This window comes from Nostoc sp. UIC 10607 (assembly GCF_047228265.1).
GTDB lineage: Bacteria > Cyanobacteriota > Cyanobacteriia > Cyanobacteriales > Nostocaceae > Nostoc > Nostoc foliaceum_A.
Genome location: NZ_JBIQNW010000012.1, coordinates 63,664 through 82,319, shown reverse-complemented (window position 1 = coordinate 82,319; position 18,656 = coordinate 63,664). Strand labels below are relative to the sequence as shown.

General features: G+C 39.7%; 14 protein-coding genes and 1 pseudogene. 5 read left to right on the top strand and 10 right to left on the bottom strand.

Annotation, left to right across the window (positions count from 1 at the left end; genetic code table 11):
* Window positions 1–18: 18 nt before the first annotated feature.
* The 4 genes from ACEYW6_RS13915 to ACEYW6_RS13900 all read right to left on the bottom strand — a co-directional run bounded on the left by ACEYW6_RS13915 (window position 19) and on the right by ACEYW6_RS13900 (window position 4,787).
* Window positions 19–1,311 carry a polysaccharide ABC transporter ATP-binding protein gene (locus ACEYW6_RS13915; RefSeq protein WP_412980143.1) on the bottom strand — a complete coding sequence of 431 codons (1,293 nt, stop codon included), beginning with the start codon at window positions 1,309–1,311 and terminating at the stop codon, window positions 19–21.
* A 15-nt stretch (window positions 1,312–1,326) separates the two neighbouring features.
* The gene (locus ACEYW6_RS13910; protein WP_412980142.1) at window positions 1,327–2,172 is read right to left on the bottom strand and encodes an ABC transporter permease; all 846 of its coding nucleotides are present in this window, start codon (window positions 2,170–2,172) and stop codon (window positions 1,327–1,329) included.
* Window positions 2,173–2,203: 31 nt separating this feature from the next.
* Window positions 2,204–2,632, bottom strand: a complete 429-nt coding sequence (locus tag ACEYW6_RS13905; protein WP_412980141.1) for a hypothetical protein — start codon at window positions 2,630–2,632, stop codon at window positions 2,204–2,206.
* Window positions 2,633–3,437: 805 nt separating this feature from the next.
* The gene (locus tag ACEYW6_RS13900) at window positions 3,438–4,787 is read right to left on the bottom strand and encodes a glycosyltransferase family 4 protein (RefSeq protein WP_412980140.1); all 1,350 of its coding nucleotides are present in this window, start codon (window positions 4,785–4,787) and stop codon (window positions 3,438–3,440) included.
* A 1,481-nt stretch (window positions 4,788–6,268) separates the two neighbouring features.
* Between ACEYW6_RS13900 and ACEYW6_RS13895 the strand changes: the two genes are divergently transcribed.
* Window positions 6,269–8,434, top strand: coding sequence for a GumC family protein (locus tag ACEYW6_RS13895; RefSeq protein WP_412980139.1), 2,166 nt, complete (start codon window positions 6,269–6,271; stop codon window positions 8,432–8,434).
* Window positions 8,435–8,794: 360 nt separating this feature from the next.
* Here the strand turns inward: ACEYW6_RS13895 and ACEYW6_RS13890 are convergent, their stop codons facing one another.
* The 5 genes from ACEYW6_RS13890 to ACEYW6_RS13870 form a co-directional block, all read right to left on the bottom strand.
* Window positions 8,795–9,328 carry a hypothetical protein gene (locus tag ACEYW6_RS13890; RefSeq protein ID WP_190897566.1) on the bottom strand — a complete coding sequence of 178 codons (534 nt, stop codon included), beginning with the start codon at window positions 9,326–9,328 and terminating at the stop codon, window positions 8,795–8,797.
* Between the two features lie 424 nt (window positions 9,329–9,752).
* Window positions 9,753–9,956 carry a ChaB family protein gene (locus ACEYW6_RS13885; protein WP_190897570.1) on the bottom strand — a complete coding sequence of 68 codons (204 nt, stop codon included), beginning with the start codon at window positions 9,954–9,956 and terminating at the stop codon, window positions 9,753–9,755.
* A 91-nt stretch (window positions 9,957–10,047) separates the two neighbouring features.
* Entirely contained in the window at window positions 10,048–10,611 is a 564-nt protein-coding gene (locus tag ACEYW6_RS13880) for a type 1 glutamine amidotransferase domain-containing protein (RefSeq protein ID WP_412980138.1), read from the bottom strand.
* Window positions 10,612–10,721: 110 nt separating this feature from the next.
* On the bottom strand, window positions 10,722–11,111 hold the full coding sequence (locus ACEYW6_RS13875) for a hypothetical protein (RefSeq protein ID WP_412980137.1): 390 nt from the start codon (window positions 11,109–11,111) through the stop codon (window positions 10,722–10,724).
* Window positions 11,112–11,170: 59 nt separating this feature from the next.
* Complete coding sequence (locus tag ACEYW6_RS13870) at window positions 11,171–11,632, bottom strand: pyridoxamine 5'-phosphate oxidase family protein (protein ID WP_412980136.1); 462 nt, start codon at window positions 11,630–11,632, stop codon at window positions 11,171–11,173.
* Between the two features lie 539 nt (window positions 11,633–12,171).
* On the opposite strand from ACEYW6_RS13870, the gene ACEYW6_RS13865 reads away from it, so the two are divergent.
* Together ACEYW6_RS13865 and metK are read left to right on the top strand one after the other, a co-directional pair.
* The gene (locus ACEYW6_RS13865) at window positions 12,172–15,222 is read left to right on the top strand and encodes an HAD-IC family P-type ATPase (protein WP_412980135.1); all 3,051 of its coding nucleotides are present in this window, start codon (window positions 12,172–12,174) and stop codon (window positions 15,220–15,222) included.
* 3 nt (window positions 15,223–15,225) lie between these two features.
* Window positions 15,226–16,413, top strand: coding sequence for a methionine adenosyltransferase (gene metK / locus ACEYW6_RS13860; RefSeq protein WP_412980134.1), 1,188 nt, complete (start codon window positions 15,226–15,228; stop codon window positions 16,411–16,413).
* 592 nt (window positions 16,414–17,005) lie between these two features.
* Here the strand turns inward: metK and ACEYW6_RS13855 are convergent.
* On the bottom strand, window positions 17,006–17,119 hold the full coding sequence (locus tag ACEYW6_RS13855; protein ID WP_412980133.1) for a DUF2281 domain-containing protein: 114 nt from the start codon (window positions 17,117–17,119) through the stop codon (window positions 17,006–17,008).
* A 347-nt stretch (window positions 17,120–17,466) separates the two neighbouring features.
* Here ACEYW6_RS13855 and ACEYW6_RS13850 point away from each other — a divergent pair, with 347 nt between their 5' ends.
* Complete coding sequence (locus ACEYW6_RS13850) at window positions 17,467–17,844, top strand: hypothetical protein (protein WP_412980132.1); 378 nt, start codon at window positions 17,467–17,469, stop codon at window positions 17,842–17,844.
* 10 nt (window positions 17,845–17,854) lie between these two features.
* Window positions 17,855–18,508, top strand: a pseudogene (locus ACEYW6_RS13845) (caspase family protein); the annotation flags it as partial.
* Window positions 18,509–18,656: the final 148 nt, after the last annotated feature.

Here is an 18,656-nt window from a genome sequence, read left to right as displayed (position 1 = left end):
TGAAATCATTCAAGAATTTTATGAAATTTTCTCAGCTTCAATAACTTTCCAAACAGTATCTTCTAAGTAAGTACACTCATCAGCTTGCCATGCATAATCTGGTCGCTCAATACTGTGCATTGAAATCTCAAACGGACAAATGTCTCTTAAATTTTCCAGCAAAGTTTGGGTACTACGGATGCTAAACCATGTTGTTAAGGTGTACGAACCCATGTATAGCCTATATTTTGGAACGTGACACCGAATAATAAATGTTCCTGTCTTCTGGCAAAATGGAGCTTGATGAGCTTCAAAAAAGTAGAACATGCACACGGGTTGTTGTAGGGCACTGACAACCTGGAAGGAAAAACGCAAGCTTTCGTGAGGCTCGGTGATCTGAAGCGCAAACTCAAAAGTTATTGGCTTGCCCCAATAGTGAAATCCATTTTCTTCAGAAGTATGAACTTTTGCCCAAACTATATGGTTGCCAGTTTTGTTGACAGGGGCTTGGTAATAAGCTTGTGAGACAGAATCATCTTTTTGCCCAGCCAGATATAACTGTACTGCTTTGCCAGTATCACCATCAAACTGGACGTTACCCTTAGACAGTAGGATGCAACGTTTGGTGAGTTGGGCGATCGCTTGCATACTATGACTGACGAATAAAACTGTTCGTCCCTCTTTGGTCGCTACATCACCCATTTTGCCCAAGCACTTCTTCTGAAATGCCGAATCACCTACAGCCAAAACTTCATCAACAATTAAAATTTCTGGCTCTAAATGGGCTGCAACGGAAAAAGCAAGGCGGACGTACATTCCTGATGAATAGCGCTTTACTGGAGTATCTAAAAACTTTTCAACCTCAGCAAAGGCAACTATTTCATCAAATTTCTTTTTAATTTCGACTCTACTCATCCCCAAAACGGAACCGTTGAGATAAATGTTTTCGCGCCCCGTAAGTTCTGGATGAAATCCTGTTCCTACTTCTAATAAACTTGCTACCCGCCCTTTAATGGCAATACGTCCTGTTGTCGGTTCGGTAATCCGGCTTAGAACTTTTAAGAGGGTGGATTTACCGGCACCATTACGCCCAATAACACCAATGGCTTCACCTTGTTGAATGTCAAAGGAAACATCTCGTAATGCCCAAAATTCTTCCCGCGTTGGGTTGGGCATTTTTTTGCCCCTAGGTTTGATAAATGCCTTGGCTAAATATGTAGCACCATCAGCAATTACATCCCGCAGTGCTTTATAGCGACTCCCTTGCTCTTGCTGGTGAGCGATAATATATTTTTTGCTTAAATTCTCTACACTGATCATATTCTCAGACATCTGCACAGTTCCTTGTTAAATTACGTCAGCAAATGTCCGTTCCATTCTGCGGAAGTACCAAATGCCACTTACCAGTAACAGGGCAACTAGTCCTAGAGATAGTGTGAATCCAGTCCAGTAAAGTTTGGACTCTCCCGCTAAGATTGCCCAGCGAAAGCCATCAATCACGCCCACCATTGGGTTTAAATAATAGAGCAAACGCCATTGTTCTGGTATAATGCTGCTACTAAAACCGACTGGCGATACATATAGTCCAAACTGCACAATAAACGGCACAATGTAGCGGAAGTCTCTATATTCCACATTCAAAGCTGCCAACCACAGCCCTACTCCTAGTGAAGCAGCAAAGGCAATGCCAATAAATAAGGGTAATAATAATATCCGCCAAGTGGGAACAAAATCATACCAAGCCATTAGTCCTAAGAGAATTATCGCAGAAACTAGAAAGTCTACAAAGCTAACAATCACTGAACTGGCAGGTACAATCAAGCGCGGAAAGTACACTTTAGAAATTAAGTTGGCATTACTAATTAGACTATTACTACACTCGCTTAGGGCATTAGCAAAAAACTGCCAGGGTAGCAAAGCAGCAAATACCAGTATCGGATAGGGTGCTGTTCCCTCCGAAGGTAAGTTCGCCAACTTTCCGAAGATGACGCTGAACACGACCATCGTCAAAAATGGTCGAATGAGTGCCCAGAGCATACCAATGACTGTTTGTTTGTAGCGTACTAGAATGTCACGCCAAGCTAGAAAATAAAATAGCTCTCGGTAGCGCCACAGGTCTCTCCAATACTGCTTATCCGTTTGTCCAGCTTCAATTACCAACTCTAGCTTTGAGGTAATTCCTTTACTACTCATAATATTAATTAAAGACCACTGCTTTTAAGCATTAATTGGCAAACTGAAAATCTTTGATGTTGTGATAGTTAAGCACCTTTGCCTGCCTGCGAGTAAATTCTCCAACAGAAGGGTTTCCCTCAGGATTAATTACTCCTGTTACCTGCTGCCACAGTTCTTGTGGCGCTAGAGAAAGTTTATAGGTGCGCTCATTCGACTTGCAAACGTGATACCACTTTGTTTGCTGGCAGCGATCGCACCAAAAGGCTTCTAACCATTCTCCCCCTATGCTAACTGTGGTTTGGCTTGCTACCAACATCAATGCACTCCGTCGACTCATGCCTCGTTGCTGCAACTGCCCTGCTTGGTCGGCAAACAATTGATATTTTTGACTCCTGCTTTCAAGATAACAGCCATGATTGGGACAGTAGATATCCCTTCGTTTTGAACGTTTCCGATTTCGGTCACACCTTCTCTGCAATTCGACCTCCCACTTCAGTAAATAAACAGTGAAATTCGGAAGGTTACGTTGGAGGAACTGAGATCAAAAAGACCATCGAAGCCCATCTCCTAAAATTAATAACTAATATCCTATTTAATTACTGGACATTGATTGACAAATATTCTAAATTCAGGATTTTTTTGGAATGTGGCAACAATATTAAACTTGTTGCAAAACAATAAAAATTGCGTAAGTTTTTTTTCAAAAAGTAATTATTTATCACTGTCAATCTGTCTTAGAGCATAACATATTCTTGCGATTTTACATTAACTTAATCCAACTTATCATTAGCAAAATACAAAACTATTTTTGATATCTTTTTTAATAGTTTAAGCAGGATAATAAGTAAGGCTAATATACAATCTATCAGCCTTGCTAGCTATTTTTATGGCTCTCTGGTGAGAATTGTTTCTTACTTCAATTAGGCATTAAATGTAAGCCTCCAAAAGCTAACCCTCTCTTGAATATGTAGTAGTTTTTGTTTAAGCAAGGCATTAATCTAGCTTAAATAAAAATGTAAAACTTTTTGGTAAAATAGTATTTTCTATTTTGCCTATTGCGCCTGGTTCCAAATATTGAGAAAGTACTGCCAGACTCAAAAGTTAATGGCAAACACTTCCGATAAATAACTGGATTTCTCAGGACTGATCCCGCTAATACCATTTACCTGCGGGGCAGGAGGAAAGGGCAAGAAAGAAGAATTTGTAGCTATATATTCGAGAACTGGTATGAGGCTGAAAGTCTTTGTAACCTGCACCAATTTGTGTCTAAATTTCTCAAAGAACTATTTTGTATGGCTTTGAGTCATAGCTATCACACCATCAGGCAATATTGCTTGCTGCAAAACATCAAGATATTGTTGAGAGATAATCTTAGGTGTGAAATGCGATCGCAAATACTGACGACCTGCCTTGCCCATGCGCTCTCCTAGTTGCGGATCTCGACTAAGTAAGCGAATAAATTGAGCTAGAGCATGACTGTCTCCATTCTCAAAGGTGCTACCGCAGTCGGCTTCGGCAATCAGTTGTTTGAGGTATGAATACTGCGAACAAATCACCGCTATCGGTCGTCCGGATGCTAAAGCTGAGTAAAGCTTGCTAGGTACGACTAAACCCTCGGTCGATGCATCTACACTCACTAATGACAGATCGCAAGCCGTTAAAGAATAGGGCAGCACCTGCTTGTCTTGATATGGCAGAAATGTAAAATTCAAGAGTCCTAATTGATTCACTTCTTGAATCAATTCATCTCGTTTTGCTCCACCACCAATGAAGACAAAATGAACTGGCTCATCTTGCAGTTGTTGAGCAGCTTCTAGGATAGTTGCCATATCATGGCAGCGTCCCATATTCCCGGAGTAGAGTACGGTAAATTTGTTTACTAAGTTATGCTTCCAAGCAAACCAGTTCTCTTGTTTGGCAATTGGCACAATCAATTCAGGGTTCGCCCAACTGTGAATTACCGAAATCTTATCGGCTACTCGTGGACAATTTGCTAGCACTTGCTGTTTCATGGCTGGACTAAGAACTACAATTCCCTTAGCATTTAGCCAAATCTGTTTGTTAATAGCACGCCATAACCGTGCCAGCCAGTTCTGCTTTGAGACTACCCCTAGAGCGATCGCAATATCAGGATAAAGGTCATAAATGATGCAAACATAGGGAAGTCGGAATACCAGATAAGCCAGATATCCGATGATTGACAAAAATGGGGGGGCTGTAGTTACCAACAATACATTCCTACGCCGCCAAGCTCTCAGTAGATAGAGTGCTGCACGCAAGGTGTATAAGACACCATTGACAGCTTTGCCACGAATTCGCCCCGGCCAGAGTTGGGCTGTGCGCGATCGCTGAATTCGGATTCCACCCACACGTTCAACTGAAGCAGCACTATGAGATTGAAACGCATAGCCTGGCTGACTTGTAAAAACCTCAATATCCACTCCTTGCTGCCCTAACTGTTTCACTAGTTCTTCTATCAACTGTCCTGTAGGAGCATAGTCTGGTGGGAAAAACTGAGTGATTACAGACAATTTGATGGATTGCTGGGTTTTTAGAGAATAGTCATTTTTAACATCTAACCGCGTAGAAATGGATTGCAAAAATTTTTGATTAATCCATTCATTAAGTCTCATCAGTTGTATCCTGCTGTAAAAATCTTATTGAATACACTACTGAACTGCTCAAGCCATTAATAATTACACACACTTACTGAAATTAATAAATAATTTCAATTTGCTTCAGCCAAATTAATTAGTTTACTGGTATACATAGAGTCTCCTCATTCTCACAGTTACATCTGCAAGCTGCGCTGGGAACTAAGCCGCTTAATAAGAGTTTATACTCGCTGTAATTTGTATACGCGATCTCGTCTGGACATGGGAACACAAAAATAAGCACAAGTCTGAACGACTACGGTAATCATACGATATTTAGATCACCTTACAATCATGCCTTTTACAGGCTTGTAAGAAAATTTACTTGATGTCTAAACGGCACTAACAACTACTATAATCTGGTGCCGTATAAGGAAGTGGGAGTTTATAGACATTGGATTTTGGATGTTTTCACTTGCTTAGTTTTAAACTTGGTTCAGCAATATTCATTACATATAAACATTGAATATATTACCATATTCAATGTTGGGTTTTACATGTAATTACTTACAAGAATACCATGATAAAAGGATGTTTAAAATTTACCAATGTACTTTATCAAAAATTTATTTTTTGATTAAAGTATACAAGCAAAAACTTCACAAATTAGTCTCTCAGGACTTAAGCATTGAGTTGTCTGAACCCTAAATTACGAGATACATAAATAATGATCAGATCCTTCTTTGCAGTCACCATTAATTAGCGTTCGTAGTTTGCGAAGCGGACACCCAGAAGATGTTGGCGCAATGATCACATATTATGTTACTACCACAGCTAGTTCACTCTTTGTCTAATTCGTCAATGTATACATTCTACTATTGTCTTTTACATGAATTTTTATGTCTGAAAAACTGTACATTTATATAATAGGTCTAATTAGTTACTTTTGCGGTGCTGCTAGTAAGTTAAATCTCAGCCTTGTATATAAAGTAACTCATAATTTATCATGAACTATAGTATTAAATTTTACTATATAAAAATGTGTAACAGTTTTGTGAATAACAATTGATACTCTCCTGCTGATATTTAAATTACTCTGGCTAGAATCGATTTAATAAATTTATCACATGCTTCATCCAAACTACACTTTGACCAAATTGGAAATTAAATTTGACTTAAGATTATAATATATAACTAAAAAATGTATACTTTAAAACAAAGATGTTATTATAAATTCTTACTCAGCTAGAATCAGAAAAAACTGAAAAGCGTATAAATTTAAGAGTTGGAACTAAGTATACGACATTATAATAGAGGGTTAGAATTAACCTGAGAGATAAATCCATATCCACGAGTTATCATTTTGATTTTTACTCACCAATGATCGCATCTTGTACTAAGAAACTTGCCACTCCGGCAGCTAATAACCAACCTTTATGCAGTTAGTTGAGCCTTAAGATAGGATTAATGTAGCTTTTATACACATTCTTTGTAGCTTAATTATAAGTATTCTTAAATAGATGGAGAATCATTCTTCTCAATCCTCAAATTATAACCAGAATAGGAACTCTGCACCGCCATTTCTTCAGCCTCAAACTTTGCCGTGGTCTGAAGGGGAAGGAGACGATTGGAGTTTCCTTGAATTTCTGAGTGTTGTACGGCGACGAGCGCTAGTCATTGCAGGGGTAACTATTACTCTGACGACAGTTGTTTTTGTCAGCTTGATACTAAACCGGGAGCTACCAATATATGAAGGCAATTTTCGCCTGTTAGTGGAACCTGTAAATGATGACACCAAAGTTGTGGATATTGTCAAAGACCCTAACGTAGGCAAGTCTGGTCTAGATTACGAAAGCCAAATTCAGGTTCTCAAAAGTCCGGAATTGATGGGAGAGATTGTGAAGCAGTTGCAAACTACCTATCCAGATATCAGCTATAATTCACTGCTCCAAAACCTAACAATTTCTCGGTTCGCTGAAACCAAGATTATAGAAGTTCGTTATCGAAGTCATGATCCAAATCAAATTCAAGTTGTACTCAAGCAAATTTCTAAGGATTACTTAGATTACAGCCGGGAAAAGCGGCAAACCAAATTACGCCAAGGGATTCAGTTTGTTGAAAGACAACTGCCATTTATACAAAATCGAGTTGATCAGATTCAGAAAGAACTGCAAACTTTCCGGCAAAAGTATGACTTTGTTGATCCAGAAGCCCAGTCGGGACAAGTTGTTAGTCAAATTACTAGCTTGTCTGAGCAACGACAAGTGGTTGATCGGCAATTGGCAGAAGTTCGCGCCAATCTATCTTTTCTACAGGAAGAAAATGGCAAGCTGGCAGTGCTAAAGGATGCTATTTTGTATCAGCAGTTACTGGCGCAAGTACGGCAGCTAGACGTTCAAATTGCTACAGAGTCAACTCGTTTGCAAGATAATAATCCAACTATGCAAGCATTGAAACAGAAACGGGCAAGCCTGTCACTCTTGTTAAAGGAGGAGGCGCAACGCTTTCTGGGTACAAAAATTGCAGAACTAAAGACTCAACTTCAAACTCTAGGAGTGCAAAGCCAAGAGCTTGCTAAAGTAGAACGAAAACTTGAACTGGATCGCAAGCAATGGCCAATATTGACACGACAATACACTGAGCTACAGCGAAAATTACAGGTGGCGACTGAGAGCCTGAATCGTTTTCTATCTACTCGCGAAAATCTCCAAATTCAGATATCTCAGACAGAACTTGGTTGGCAGTTACTTGAGGCACCAAGTCAGCCGCAATCCCCGATATCTGATTCGAGCATTAAACGTTATTTAATACCAGGTTTGGTTGCGAGTTTAGCCTTAGGAATTGGTGTCGCCCTACTGCTGGAAAAGCTTGACAAGACCTACCATAGCGTTAAGGTCCTGAAGGAGAAGGTCAAGCTACCATTGTTAGGAAATATTCCATTTGAAAAGCAGGTTCAAAACAGTCAAGACCAGACACCCAAGCAAAAATTTCCCATAGTAAAAATACCAGTTCCTATTCTTAAAGGCATTCCTGGGTTAGCTGTCTTACCAGATCAAGACTATAGCAACTATTCAGCAAAATTTTTAGAAGCTTTGCGGGTACTTTATACAAATGTCCAATTGCTCAGTTCTGATCGCCCTATTTCTTCTATAACTATTAGCTCAGCCATGCCTGGTGATGGTAAGTCTACTATTGCCTTCCATTTAGCTCAAGTAGCTACACATATGGGACAAAGAGTACTACTTGTAGATGCAGATTTACGCCAACCCAAGATTCACACCTTATCAGATTTAAATAATTTATGGGGATTAAGTAATTTAATCTCAACAAACCTGCCAACGAGTGAAGTGATCCGGCAACTACCTTCGAGCAATCAATTATCTATAATCACTGCTGGACCCATACCGCCTGATCCCACCAAGCTGCTCTCGTCTGAAAAGATGAAGCGACTAATGACAGACTTCCATAATACCTTTGACTTGGTGATTTATGACACTCCCCCCTTATTGGGACTAGCTGATACTAGTCTGTTGGCACCCCATACTGATGGCATATTACTAGTGGTAAAAATTGACAAAACAGACTCATCAATGATAAAGCGAACTTTGGATCATCTAAAAATTTCTCGGATGAATACCTTAGGTATGGTTAGTAACGGTCAGAGGAGCAATATCAACAGTTATTAGTCCAGAACTTCTCCATACCAAAGATGTGCAAGCCTATGCATTTGATAAAACTGTGCTGATGGTTTGCGGTAAATTTGCCGCGGAGGGCGAGAAATTTATCCTGCCCCATTTTGCAAGGTGTTGATTTACTTAAAAACAATTAATTCGTCAGGACTGCTTTATGATGTATCAACTGAACTGCCGCGATCGCTATAAAGATTTATTGCCGACCATGTATTATATTCACGTTGAAGACCTGATTAGGAAAAACAACGGGCTGAACGATTGATTGCACAATTGCGTAGATGCATTGGCAGAGCCTTTCTTAGAGAAGCGGCTTATCGTTAGACATCGCTCGGCGTTGAAACCGATGTAAATTAGTTAATTCCCCACAAGTTTGCTGTTTTGTGAATAGTCTGTATAGCCTTGAATATTCTCCGGTTCAAATTGACGCACTACACGGGTAGCTTCGCGTGTTAAATCCTCATTCCCGGTAACTACAATTAGGTATTTACCAGCATTCAAACGGTTACGATATGGTAAAGCATCGCCACTACCAACTGTTAAGCCAACTCCTCGACCGATTAAAGCAGCACCTAAGGCACCAGCTATAGCTCCTAAGATTCCAGCAAGAAATTCATTGCCAAATCGAGTAACCTGGGGAAAAATTTCAATTTCTGTAAGATAGTTGAAGGCATAACCTGCAACAAATCCAAAGGGTACAAGCCACCAAAAAAGCCGAGTTGATTGTTTGCGGGCTTGCTTGTCGGGATCAATTAGTCCAAATTCATCAGCACTTAAATAACCATCGCCTAAAATATTGACTTGTGAAGTTGGCAAGCCTGCTTTTTCCAAAGCAGAGTAGGCAGCTTCTGCTTGTATTCGATCTGGTAAAACTGCAATAAGGTAATTCATAAGACCTCGCAAAAAGATAAATGATCAGATAAACAACCAACAAACAAGGTGTCTAGATCCAAATTCGAGAGCGATTAAAACTTATATTTATAGCAAAAGATTTTTTGTGCAGAATTAATTAGGAATTATGCACAAGAGATTTCCCAACCCCCTTAAAAAGCAATACAGTTCAGTTAAGCATTTTTTTCTTCTGTCAGTGCTCTCTGCACCTCTATAGTAGCCTGCGGCAAGCCGCTGACGCTCTTTCGTCGCTACCGCTTCGCTAATGCGTCTACGTTAATGACAAAGAGTTTTAGCCTTAACCCAAGCGTATTGACTTAAAAAAGGGGGCTTTTAGGATTCCTCTTTTTAAGGGGGATCTAGGTTTCAGGTTTTCAGTGCGTAAGCCCTGTTAATAAAACTGCTTAATACAATCCGAACCGAACTATTCTGGCTTTTTGTGCCATTGCCCATTGTTGCCTTTTTCGTAATCGCGTTTTACTGCACTCCAAGCAACACGAAAAGCACGTTCTTCTTCCCCATATTCTTCTTGAGCATTATTAAATGCAGCCCGAAAAATTTCTTGGGCGTGTTTGGGCAAGTGCTCTTTGACGGAATCAGGTAAGTCTGCAATCTGTTTGTAAGGCATAAATTTCGTTTCCTTACTTAATAGGGTGAAATTAAATATCATGCTTACTAAGGTAATGTGGCTTTGCCTTGACCAAACTCTTGATCATCAGTCAAAGAGCGCCAGCAAAAGAAAGCTTGAACTTCGAAAACAAATTGAGCATTTCCCGATTAAAGGCTGCGATGTCATCGGGTTGTCGGCTTGTTACCCAATTTCTATCAACAACCACTTCTTTATCTACCCAGTTACCGCCTGCATTGCGAATATCATCTTGAATCGTGTAGTAACTCGTTAGCGTCCGTCCTCGCACTAAGCCAGCTGAAACCAATTCCCACGGAGCATGGCAAATAGCAGCAATCGGCTTGCCTTGTTCCTGCATCTTTTGCAGGAATAACTGGACTTTGGGCCCCATTCTCAAGGTATCAGCATTGAGAGCGCCACCTGGTAACAATACAGCATCAAACTCTTCGGGTTGTGCCTCGGTAAGCACTCGGTCAACGTTGACTGTTATGCTTTTATCAAAATGACGAAACGCCTGTATTTGTCCTAGCTTGGCTGACAAAATCTCCACAGTTGCACCAGCTTCTTTTAAAGGACGTACAGGTTCAGTCAGTTCTGATTCCTCAAAGCCATCAGTAGCAATGACGGCCACTCGGAAATTTGATAGGTCAGGCATAATACACCTCTAAATTAAGTTCAAGATTTGTACTTAAATCAACTGTCGCACCTTTGGATATTGTGGATATTCGGTTTAGTAGTTTCCCCTGTCCCCTTATCTCTCCAACCTCATGTCTGCACTTGGCTTTGGGGTGGAAAACCATGCTGAATTCTGCCTTCATCAGCATCAAACTGCTTGGAGGTTTTGAACAGCTCAAAACGCCCGTCGGCAGCATATTGGGCGCAACGATCGCGCAATGCTTGCATTTCTTTTGCCTGCATCGGTTGAAAACCACGGGCGATCGCTAAATTTTGCCGCAGCACTGAGAGCGAATCAATACCGCTGACGAGTGTAGCGATCGGTAAACTCATGACATAGCGGATGGGATTGAGGATGTGGTCAGCGAGGATTGCCCCTCCACCTGCACCGATAAAGCCTATTCCTTTTAAAAAATGTCGTCGCTTTATCTCTAAAGGTAGATGATTTTGGGCGGCTTCATCATTGTTTTGTCCTGCCATTGATTTCTTTGAATTTAAAATACTTAATTTTTGCCAATTTAGTTCAGGGATTACACATTTTAAAGGGGTGATGGTGTCAATAAACTAATTGTTTTTGGCTTAAAACTCGATATACTATCCCAATAATTAACTTGGTTAATATTCACCTTAAGCAAAGCGATATCGGGTTCGTCCAATCCTTTAGGAAACCAAGTTTGAAGTTCTGGCTTCCATAGTTCTCGCATCTTATTGCGGTCTTTCACAAGTTGTGCTGTACCTGAGATAGAAACGTATCGTTGCTGTTCGGGTGACGAGAAACTAACATTTACTTGCTTATAGTGCTCAATTTCAGCCACCTTATGAGAACCAGCATAGGTAAAGAACCAGAGTGTGGCTTCAGAGTTAATTTCACCACTTTTTGACATGGGGTAACTATGCAAACTGCCATCATCATCGACTGTGGTAAACATACCATAATCAATATCTTTGATTAGTTCACGTAGTTTTTGAATCTGTTGATCGCGGTCTGTAGAAGTTGCCATTGTTTGTACTCTTTTCTCTATTTGCTTTTTCTGGAGTGTAATTTTTGATTACAACCAAGATTAAGACGATTAAAGTTATTTTTCACCTTTTTAGTTTAAATTGCGTGAGTCTACAGATGGAATTATTCTAAAATTAGCTTTTTTAGTTATATCTATAGAGATATTGGTTGAGAGTGCTTGTTCTGTGCCTGCACAACTGGTAGGCATAGCAAAATGAATTTTACGTTTATTTCTTTAGACATAAATTCTAGAGTTTTGCACTAAATTCAAATTGCCTCTGTAACTTTAGGGTGATTAATCTAACTATTGACTACGCTTATATAGTTGTACATATCTTGTAAGTCTACTTTCAGCTTGTGTTGTGAGCACATCAGATAGCCCTCGATTACAAAAGTAATTGTGAACTACAGCCAGCCAATAATTAGGTTAATATATCAAACTGTATGAGGATTTATTGAAAAAAATTAAGTTCTTTTTTATAAGAGAGGAAATTAATGTAAGTATAATTTTACAGGGGAATTATAGGAGTAATAATTGCTGTGATTCAAGCAATACATACCAGTGTGGAGGGAAGAGCTAGATACAAAGTAAATGAACTTTACCGTTCGCCATCTCTGAAAAAATATTTGGAGCGATCGCTCTCAAAAGAAGCAGGAATAACCTATGTCTATGCCAACCCATTAACTAGCAATATTTTGGTTAATTTTAATAGAGATAAAAGCTACAAACAAATTGGCTCTTTAATTGAAAAAATATTATCACGCTATCATAAACAGAGCAGAAAATCTCAGATAGAAAAATTAGTAACAAGTAAAAAATCATTTGATAAAATAATTGCTAATACCGAGGAACAAAAAATCCAAAAGTGGCATTTAATGACAGCAAATAGTGTCATAGATGCATTCAAAACCTCAAAAGAATCAGGATTATGCAGTGAATCTGCCGCAGAAAACCTCAGTAAATATGGCCCAAATGTTCTAGCCCAAGCTGCAACTCGTTCCGATCTGAGCATCTTAATTGACCAGTTTAAATCTCTCCCAGTGGCTTTACTGGGCATCGCTGCGGGAATTTCTCTTCTCACAGGTGGAGTAATTGATGCTGTGGTAATTATTGGTGTTGTTGGTTTGAATGCGGCTATTGGTTATGCTACAGAAAGCCAATCAGAAAAAATCATTCATTCTCTTAAAAGCCAGGAACAAACATCAACTTGGGTAATTAGAGATGGTAAACAAATAGAAATCCCTACAGAAAATGTTGTCTTAGGAGATATTTTATTTCTCAAACCTGGTAGTTATGTAGCAGCAGATGCCCGACTCATTGAAGCAGATAACCTGAGTATTGATGAGTCTGCCTTGACAGGAGAAAGTATCCCCGTTACCAAAATTACTGGATCTTTGACTGGAGAAGATATTCCGTTAGGCGATCGCTTGAACATGATCTATAAGGGGACTTTGGTTACGGGTGGTCAAGGACTGGCTGCGGTTATATCCACAGGTCAGTTTACCGAAATGGGCAAGATCCAGCAAATGGTTGGTGAGGCAACAGCAATCCAGACTCCTCTAGCAAGACAACTAGATCAGGTGGGTAGTCAACTGGTTCTAATTAGCATGGGAATCTGCGGTCTGGTCTTTGCTATGGGAGTACTGCGGGGATATGGTTTAGTGCAAATGCTCAAATCTTCCATATCCTTAGCAGTGGCTGCGGTTCCAGAAGGGTTGCCAACCATCGCCACCACAACCTTAGCCTTAGGCATTCGAGATATGAGGAAGAATAATGTCCTGATCCGTAGTCTAAGTGCCGTGGAAGCCTTGGGTTCTGTACAGACGATTTGTATGGATAAAACCGGGACACTTACAGAAAACAAAATGTCCGTGGTAGAGATATATGCAGACATCAGACATATTAAAATATCTGACGGAGAATTCATTGCTGGACAAGAGAATTTCAACCCCTATACCTGCGATGAATTGTTAAAGCTGATTCATGTATTAGTTCTCTGTAATGAAAGTGAAGTCAGTTTACAGGGCGATGGCGAATATATTGTCACAGGTTCTGCAACAGAAAACGCTTTAATCTACATGGCGATTAGCGCCGGAGTGAACGTCATTGAACTCAGAGAAAAGTATTCAATACTACAAAGTAACCTGCGATCGGAAAATCGTAATATCATGAGTACAATTCACCAGACTCATGATAACCATCAATTGGTTGCTGTTAAAGGCAATCCTGCCGAAGTTGTGCAGATATGCCAAAAGTGGATGAGGAACGGTCAATTAATGACTTTAACAGAAGAAGATAGGCAGGCGATCGCAATTGAAAACGATCGCATGGCAGGGAAGGCGCTGCGGGTGCTGGGTGCAGCTTACAGCTATATCAATGAAACTAAAAACGGGAATAATTATGAATCAGACCTGATTTGGCTGGGTCTTGTGGGCATGGCTGACCCCATTAGAAAGGATGCCAAAGAATTGATCGGTGACTTCCATCAGGCTGGAATTGATACAGTGATGATTACTGGCGATCAAAGCCCAACCGCCTATGCGATCGCTAAAGAATTAGAATTGAATCGAGATCCCCAATTAGAAATTCTCGATTCTACTAACCTGAATAATCTTACTCCAGAGGCATTGATAGCACTCAGCAACAAAGTAAATGTTTTTGCCCGTATCAGTCCTAGTAATAAACTGCAAATCGTCCAGGCTTTGCAAGCAGCCGGAAAAGTGGTTGCCATGACCGGTGATGGTATTAACGATGCACCAGCACTCAAGGCAGCACAAGTGGGTGTAGCAATGGGCAAAAGCGGAACCGATGTAGCGCGTGAGGTTGCAGATATTGTTTTGGAAGACGACAGGCTAGAAACCATGATGATTGCCGTCAGCCGGGGACGGACAATTTACAACAACATTAGAAAATCTGTGCATTTCTTACTAGCCACAAATCTCAGCGAAATCATGGTGATGACTACCGCCACCGCAGTTGGTATAGGCGAACCCTTGAATGCCATCCAACTCCTTTGGTTGAATTTGGTAACTGACATTTTCCCCGGTCTATCCTTGGCAATGGAAGCACCAGAACCGGAGGTTTTGAGTCAGCCACCCCGAAACCCTGACGAACCAATTATTAAAAATTCCGACTTTGGCAGAATTGCCTTTGAATCAGCGACCCTATCCGTCAGTACCTTAGCAGCCTATGGTTACGCCATCCTCAGATATGGCATTAGCCCCCAAGCAAGCACTGTTGCTTTTATGAGTCTAACTAGCGGGCAATTGCTACATACAATTAGCTGTCGTTCAGAAAAACATAGCATATTTAGTCAAGAAAAACTGCTTAATAATCCATACTTAAATGCTGCAATTATAGGTTCTTTTGCTATACAAATTTTGGCTATAACTATTCCCTCATTGAGGAGTCTTTTAAAGATTAGCCCACTAAATATTGCAGATGGCGCTGTTATTACAAGTAGTGCTTTGCTGCCATTGTTAGTGAATGAAATAACAAAATATTATACATTTTTAGAAAAAGATGAGCTTCCAGAAATTAAACCCCAGATTAATAGAGATAAATTAATTGTATCTGAATCAGCGAGGTAAATTATGAAAAAAGACTTCATGTTTACATCAGAATCAGTAACAGAGGGACATCCTGATAAACTTTGTGATCAGATAAGTGATGCGATCGTGGATCGTTTTTTACAGCAAGATCCTTATGCCAGAATAATTACCGAATGTGCCGTATCTACAGGCATAATTTTCATAGCTGCAAGATTTCAATCTAACACCAATAACGTAGATTTTACCAATGTAGCTAGACAAGTAATCGAGAAAGTCGGCTACGATAAAAAAGAATTTAATGCTAAGACATGTAGCATTTTGACAAGCTTAAAAGAATTATCCCCCAGCAAATACCATTTGTTTGATGAAAAAACTTTATCTGACGAAGAGATAGAAAAAATCACTGTTAATAATCAAGTAACAGTTTTTGGATTTGCCTGCAATCAAACATATAGTCTCATGCCGTTACCAATATGGTTAGCGCACAAACTTGCTAGACAAATTAGTGAAGTGAGAAGCCAACAAATACTTCCATATCTTACTCCTGACGGCAAAACTCAGATAGGAGTTGAATATAAAAATCACCGTCCCTATAGAATCCATAGCATTACGGTTATTGCCAGTCAAAATAAACCATCAAAACCTGAGTTCCAGCAATTACAAGATGATATTAGAGAAACCGTAATTTATCCTGTATTTAAAGATGAAGATGTTAAACCAGATGCACAAACCAGAATATTTATCAATCCAGATGGGCCATTTATTCGAGGAGGTCCGGCGGCTCATTCTGGGTTAACCGGCAGAAAAAATGCCATAGATACTTATGGCGAATATTCCAAACATAGTGGTTCAGCTTTGAGCGGCAAAGATCCAATTAGGATTGATAGAGTCGGAGCATACATTGCCCGTTATGCAGCAAAAAATATCGTAGCGGCAAAACTGGCTGATGAATGTGAAATACAATTAAGTTATTCTATAGGGCTTTCCAGACCTGTTAGTGTCCAAGTCGAAACTTTTGGTACAGGCAAAATTGCTGATGAAGAAATTACGACTCTTTTAGAAAAGCATTTTGATTTTCGCCTTGCGGGTATAATTAAACAATTTAATTTGAGACATTTGCCTTCATTAACTAAAGGTGGTTTCTACAGAAAACTTTCTGCTTATGGTCATGTAGGCAGAATGGATATAGAACTTCCTTGGGAAAAAGTAGATAAAGTTGATGTTTTTTGAATGGGGATTAATAGATTATTAGTAACAATCAAAATCTAATCAATTCTGCTCCTTTCACTACTGTATAATTTCAATAATTTTATTAATCACCTCTGTTAACTTTTCAGGTTTTATTTCACCTGCTTTGTATAAAATAATTTGTTTATCGGCAGTCAAAATTCGATTTAGCCTAATATTACTTGGCTGATTTAAACGACCAAAGTTAAAATCACTCTGATCCAGTTTAATAGCATAGATATCGCCAACAGATTGGCTAGTAATTTGGCCAAGAATCAGGTCATCTCCCCCTGAAGAGTAGCAATAAGCTGTTACGCATTTAATTTGTACATTTACCTAATGACTGATGACTGATGACTGATGACTGATGACTGTTAACAGTCAACAGTCAACAGTTAACAGTTAACAACCATCAAGAGTGTTTATATACTTTAGACGCGCATCAGCTTAACTAAAGCAGGTCTGCGTTTTATTTGGGTTAAGTCCGAAAATGGAAATGGAACAACATCTCCTTTTACAAATCCTGCCATGCTGTATCTTCCTCTGGACTTAACCAATATTTTTGTAGTGATGTTTCACTCATAATTGTGATTTCTTAGACTTTATCTTTTTGATATTTGACTTGTAAAAACTGAACAAAATCTAAAATTTCCTGTAACAGAGGTTCAGGTAATTTGTCTAGTTCTTGTGTTATTTGTTCTTTAAGCATAATTGTCTTCTTTTATGTTTCAGCAATATCTAAAATAATATTGATCATATCGGTTTTTTTATAAAAATATAAAATCAAACAAATTCTGCAACTGTAAAATTTTATATGACACCCAGTAGCGATCGCTCTCGTATTGCTAAATTAACCAAGATAAATCAAAATCAAGCCTAGCTTGCTGTGGTCAGTAATAGTATCTATTTTTACTTCGCAATACTCTTCCTATTCATACCGTGCGATGAATCTTGACAAAATTTGTATTTATGATAATCCAGACCGGAATTATTACTAGTTGGATTGTATAAGATACTTATGATAATTTAAGCATTAACCACAATTAGAGGTTGAAAATGGCGAGTAGATCCAACGTCCAGATTACCATCGCCTTGCAAGAGCCTGATTTAGATGACGATGAATTGCAAGACGAAACGCAGAGACTATTGCAACAAATGCTGGAACTGGATGAAGTGGAAGATGCTAGTCTTTTCCGTGAAGCAGAAGCACCAGCAGGGAGCAAGTCACTCACAGGGCTGGCTGTGGGTTGGCTAACAGCGCAGGTGAATGCCAAGAATATTAAAGCACTGATGGGATTTTTAGGCGATCACCTTGGTAACAAAATTATTGAATTAGAAATCGAGGCCAATGGTAAAAAACTGAAAGTCAAAGCCAGCAGTCGGCAAGAGTTAGAAGCAGCAATAGAGGCAGCACAGAAATTTGTAACAGGGTAGAGTATTTCAAATGGCCAAAGTAGCATTGCTGATTGGGGTGAGTGAATATGAGCCTGGGTTAAACCCGCTACCTGCTGCGGTAAAAGATGTTGAAGCGATGCAGCAAGTGCTGTTACACCCAGAAATGGGCGGCTTTGCTGAAACAGATATTATGGTGCTAAAAAATCCCCAGCGCCAAGATATGGAGGAAGCAATTGAAAGTCTGTTTGCTCATCGTCAAAAAGATGATTTGTTATTTCTCTTTTTCTCCGGTCATGGCATTAAAGATGATACTGGCAGACTTTTTTTAGCAACCCGCACTACACGCAAAACTCCCAGAGGTGATTTAATTCGCTCATCGGCAGTAGCAGCCAGTGTTGTCCATGAAAGCATGAGCCGCAGCCGTTCTAAGCGGCAAGTTGTCATTTTAGATAGTTGCTTTAGTGGTGCTTTTGCCGAAGGTTTATCAGCTAAAGATGATGGCACTGTAGATATCCGTGAGCAATTAGGAGGAGAGGGACGGGCTGTTCTCACTTCATCCAGTTCAACTCAATATTCTTTTGAGCAGCAGGGGTCAGACCTCTCAATTTATACCCGCTATTTGATTGAAGGAATTACAACGGGGGCAGCAGACCGAGATGATGATGGGTTTGTGTCAATTGGTGAGTTGCATGAGTATGCTAGCGGTAAAGTGAGAGAAATACAGCCAACGATGAAGCCGGAGATTCATCCTGGTAAAGAAGGTTATACAATTCGGTTAGCAAAAGTTCCGCTTGGTGATCCCAAGCAAAAGTATGGCAAAGAAGTAGCGCGGTATATCAAGCGCGGCGAAA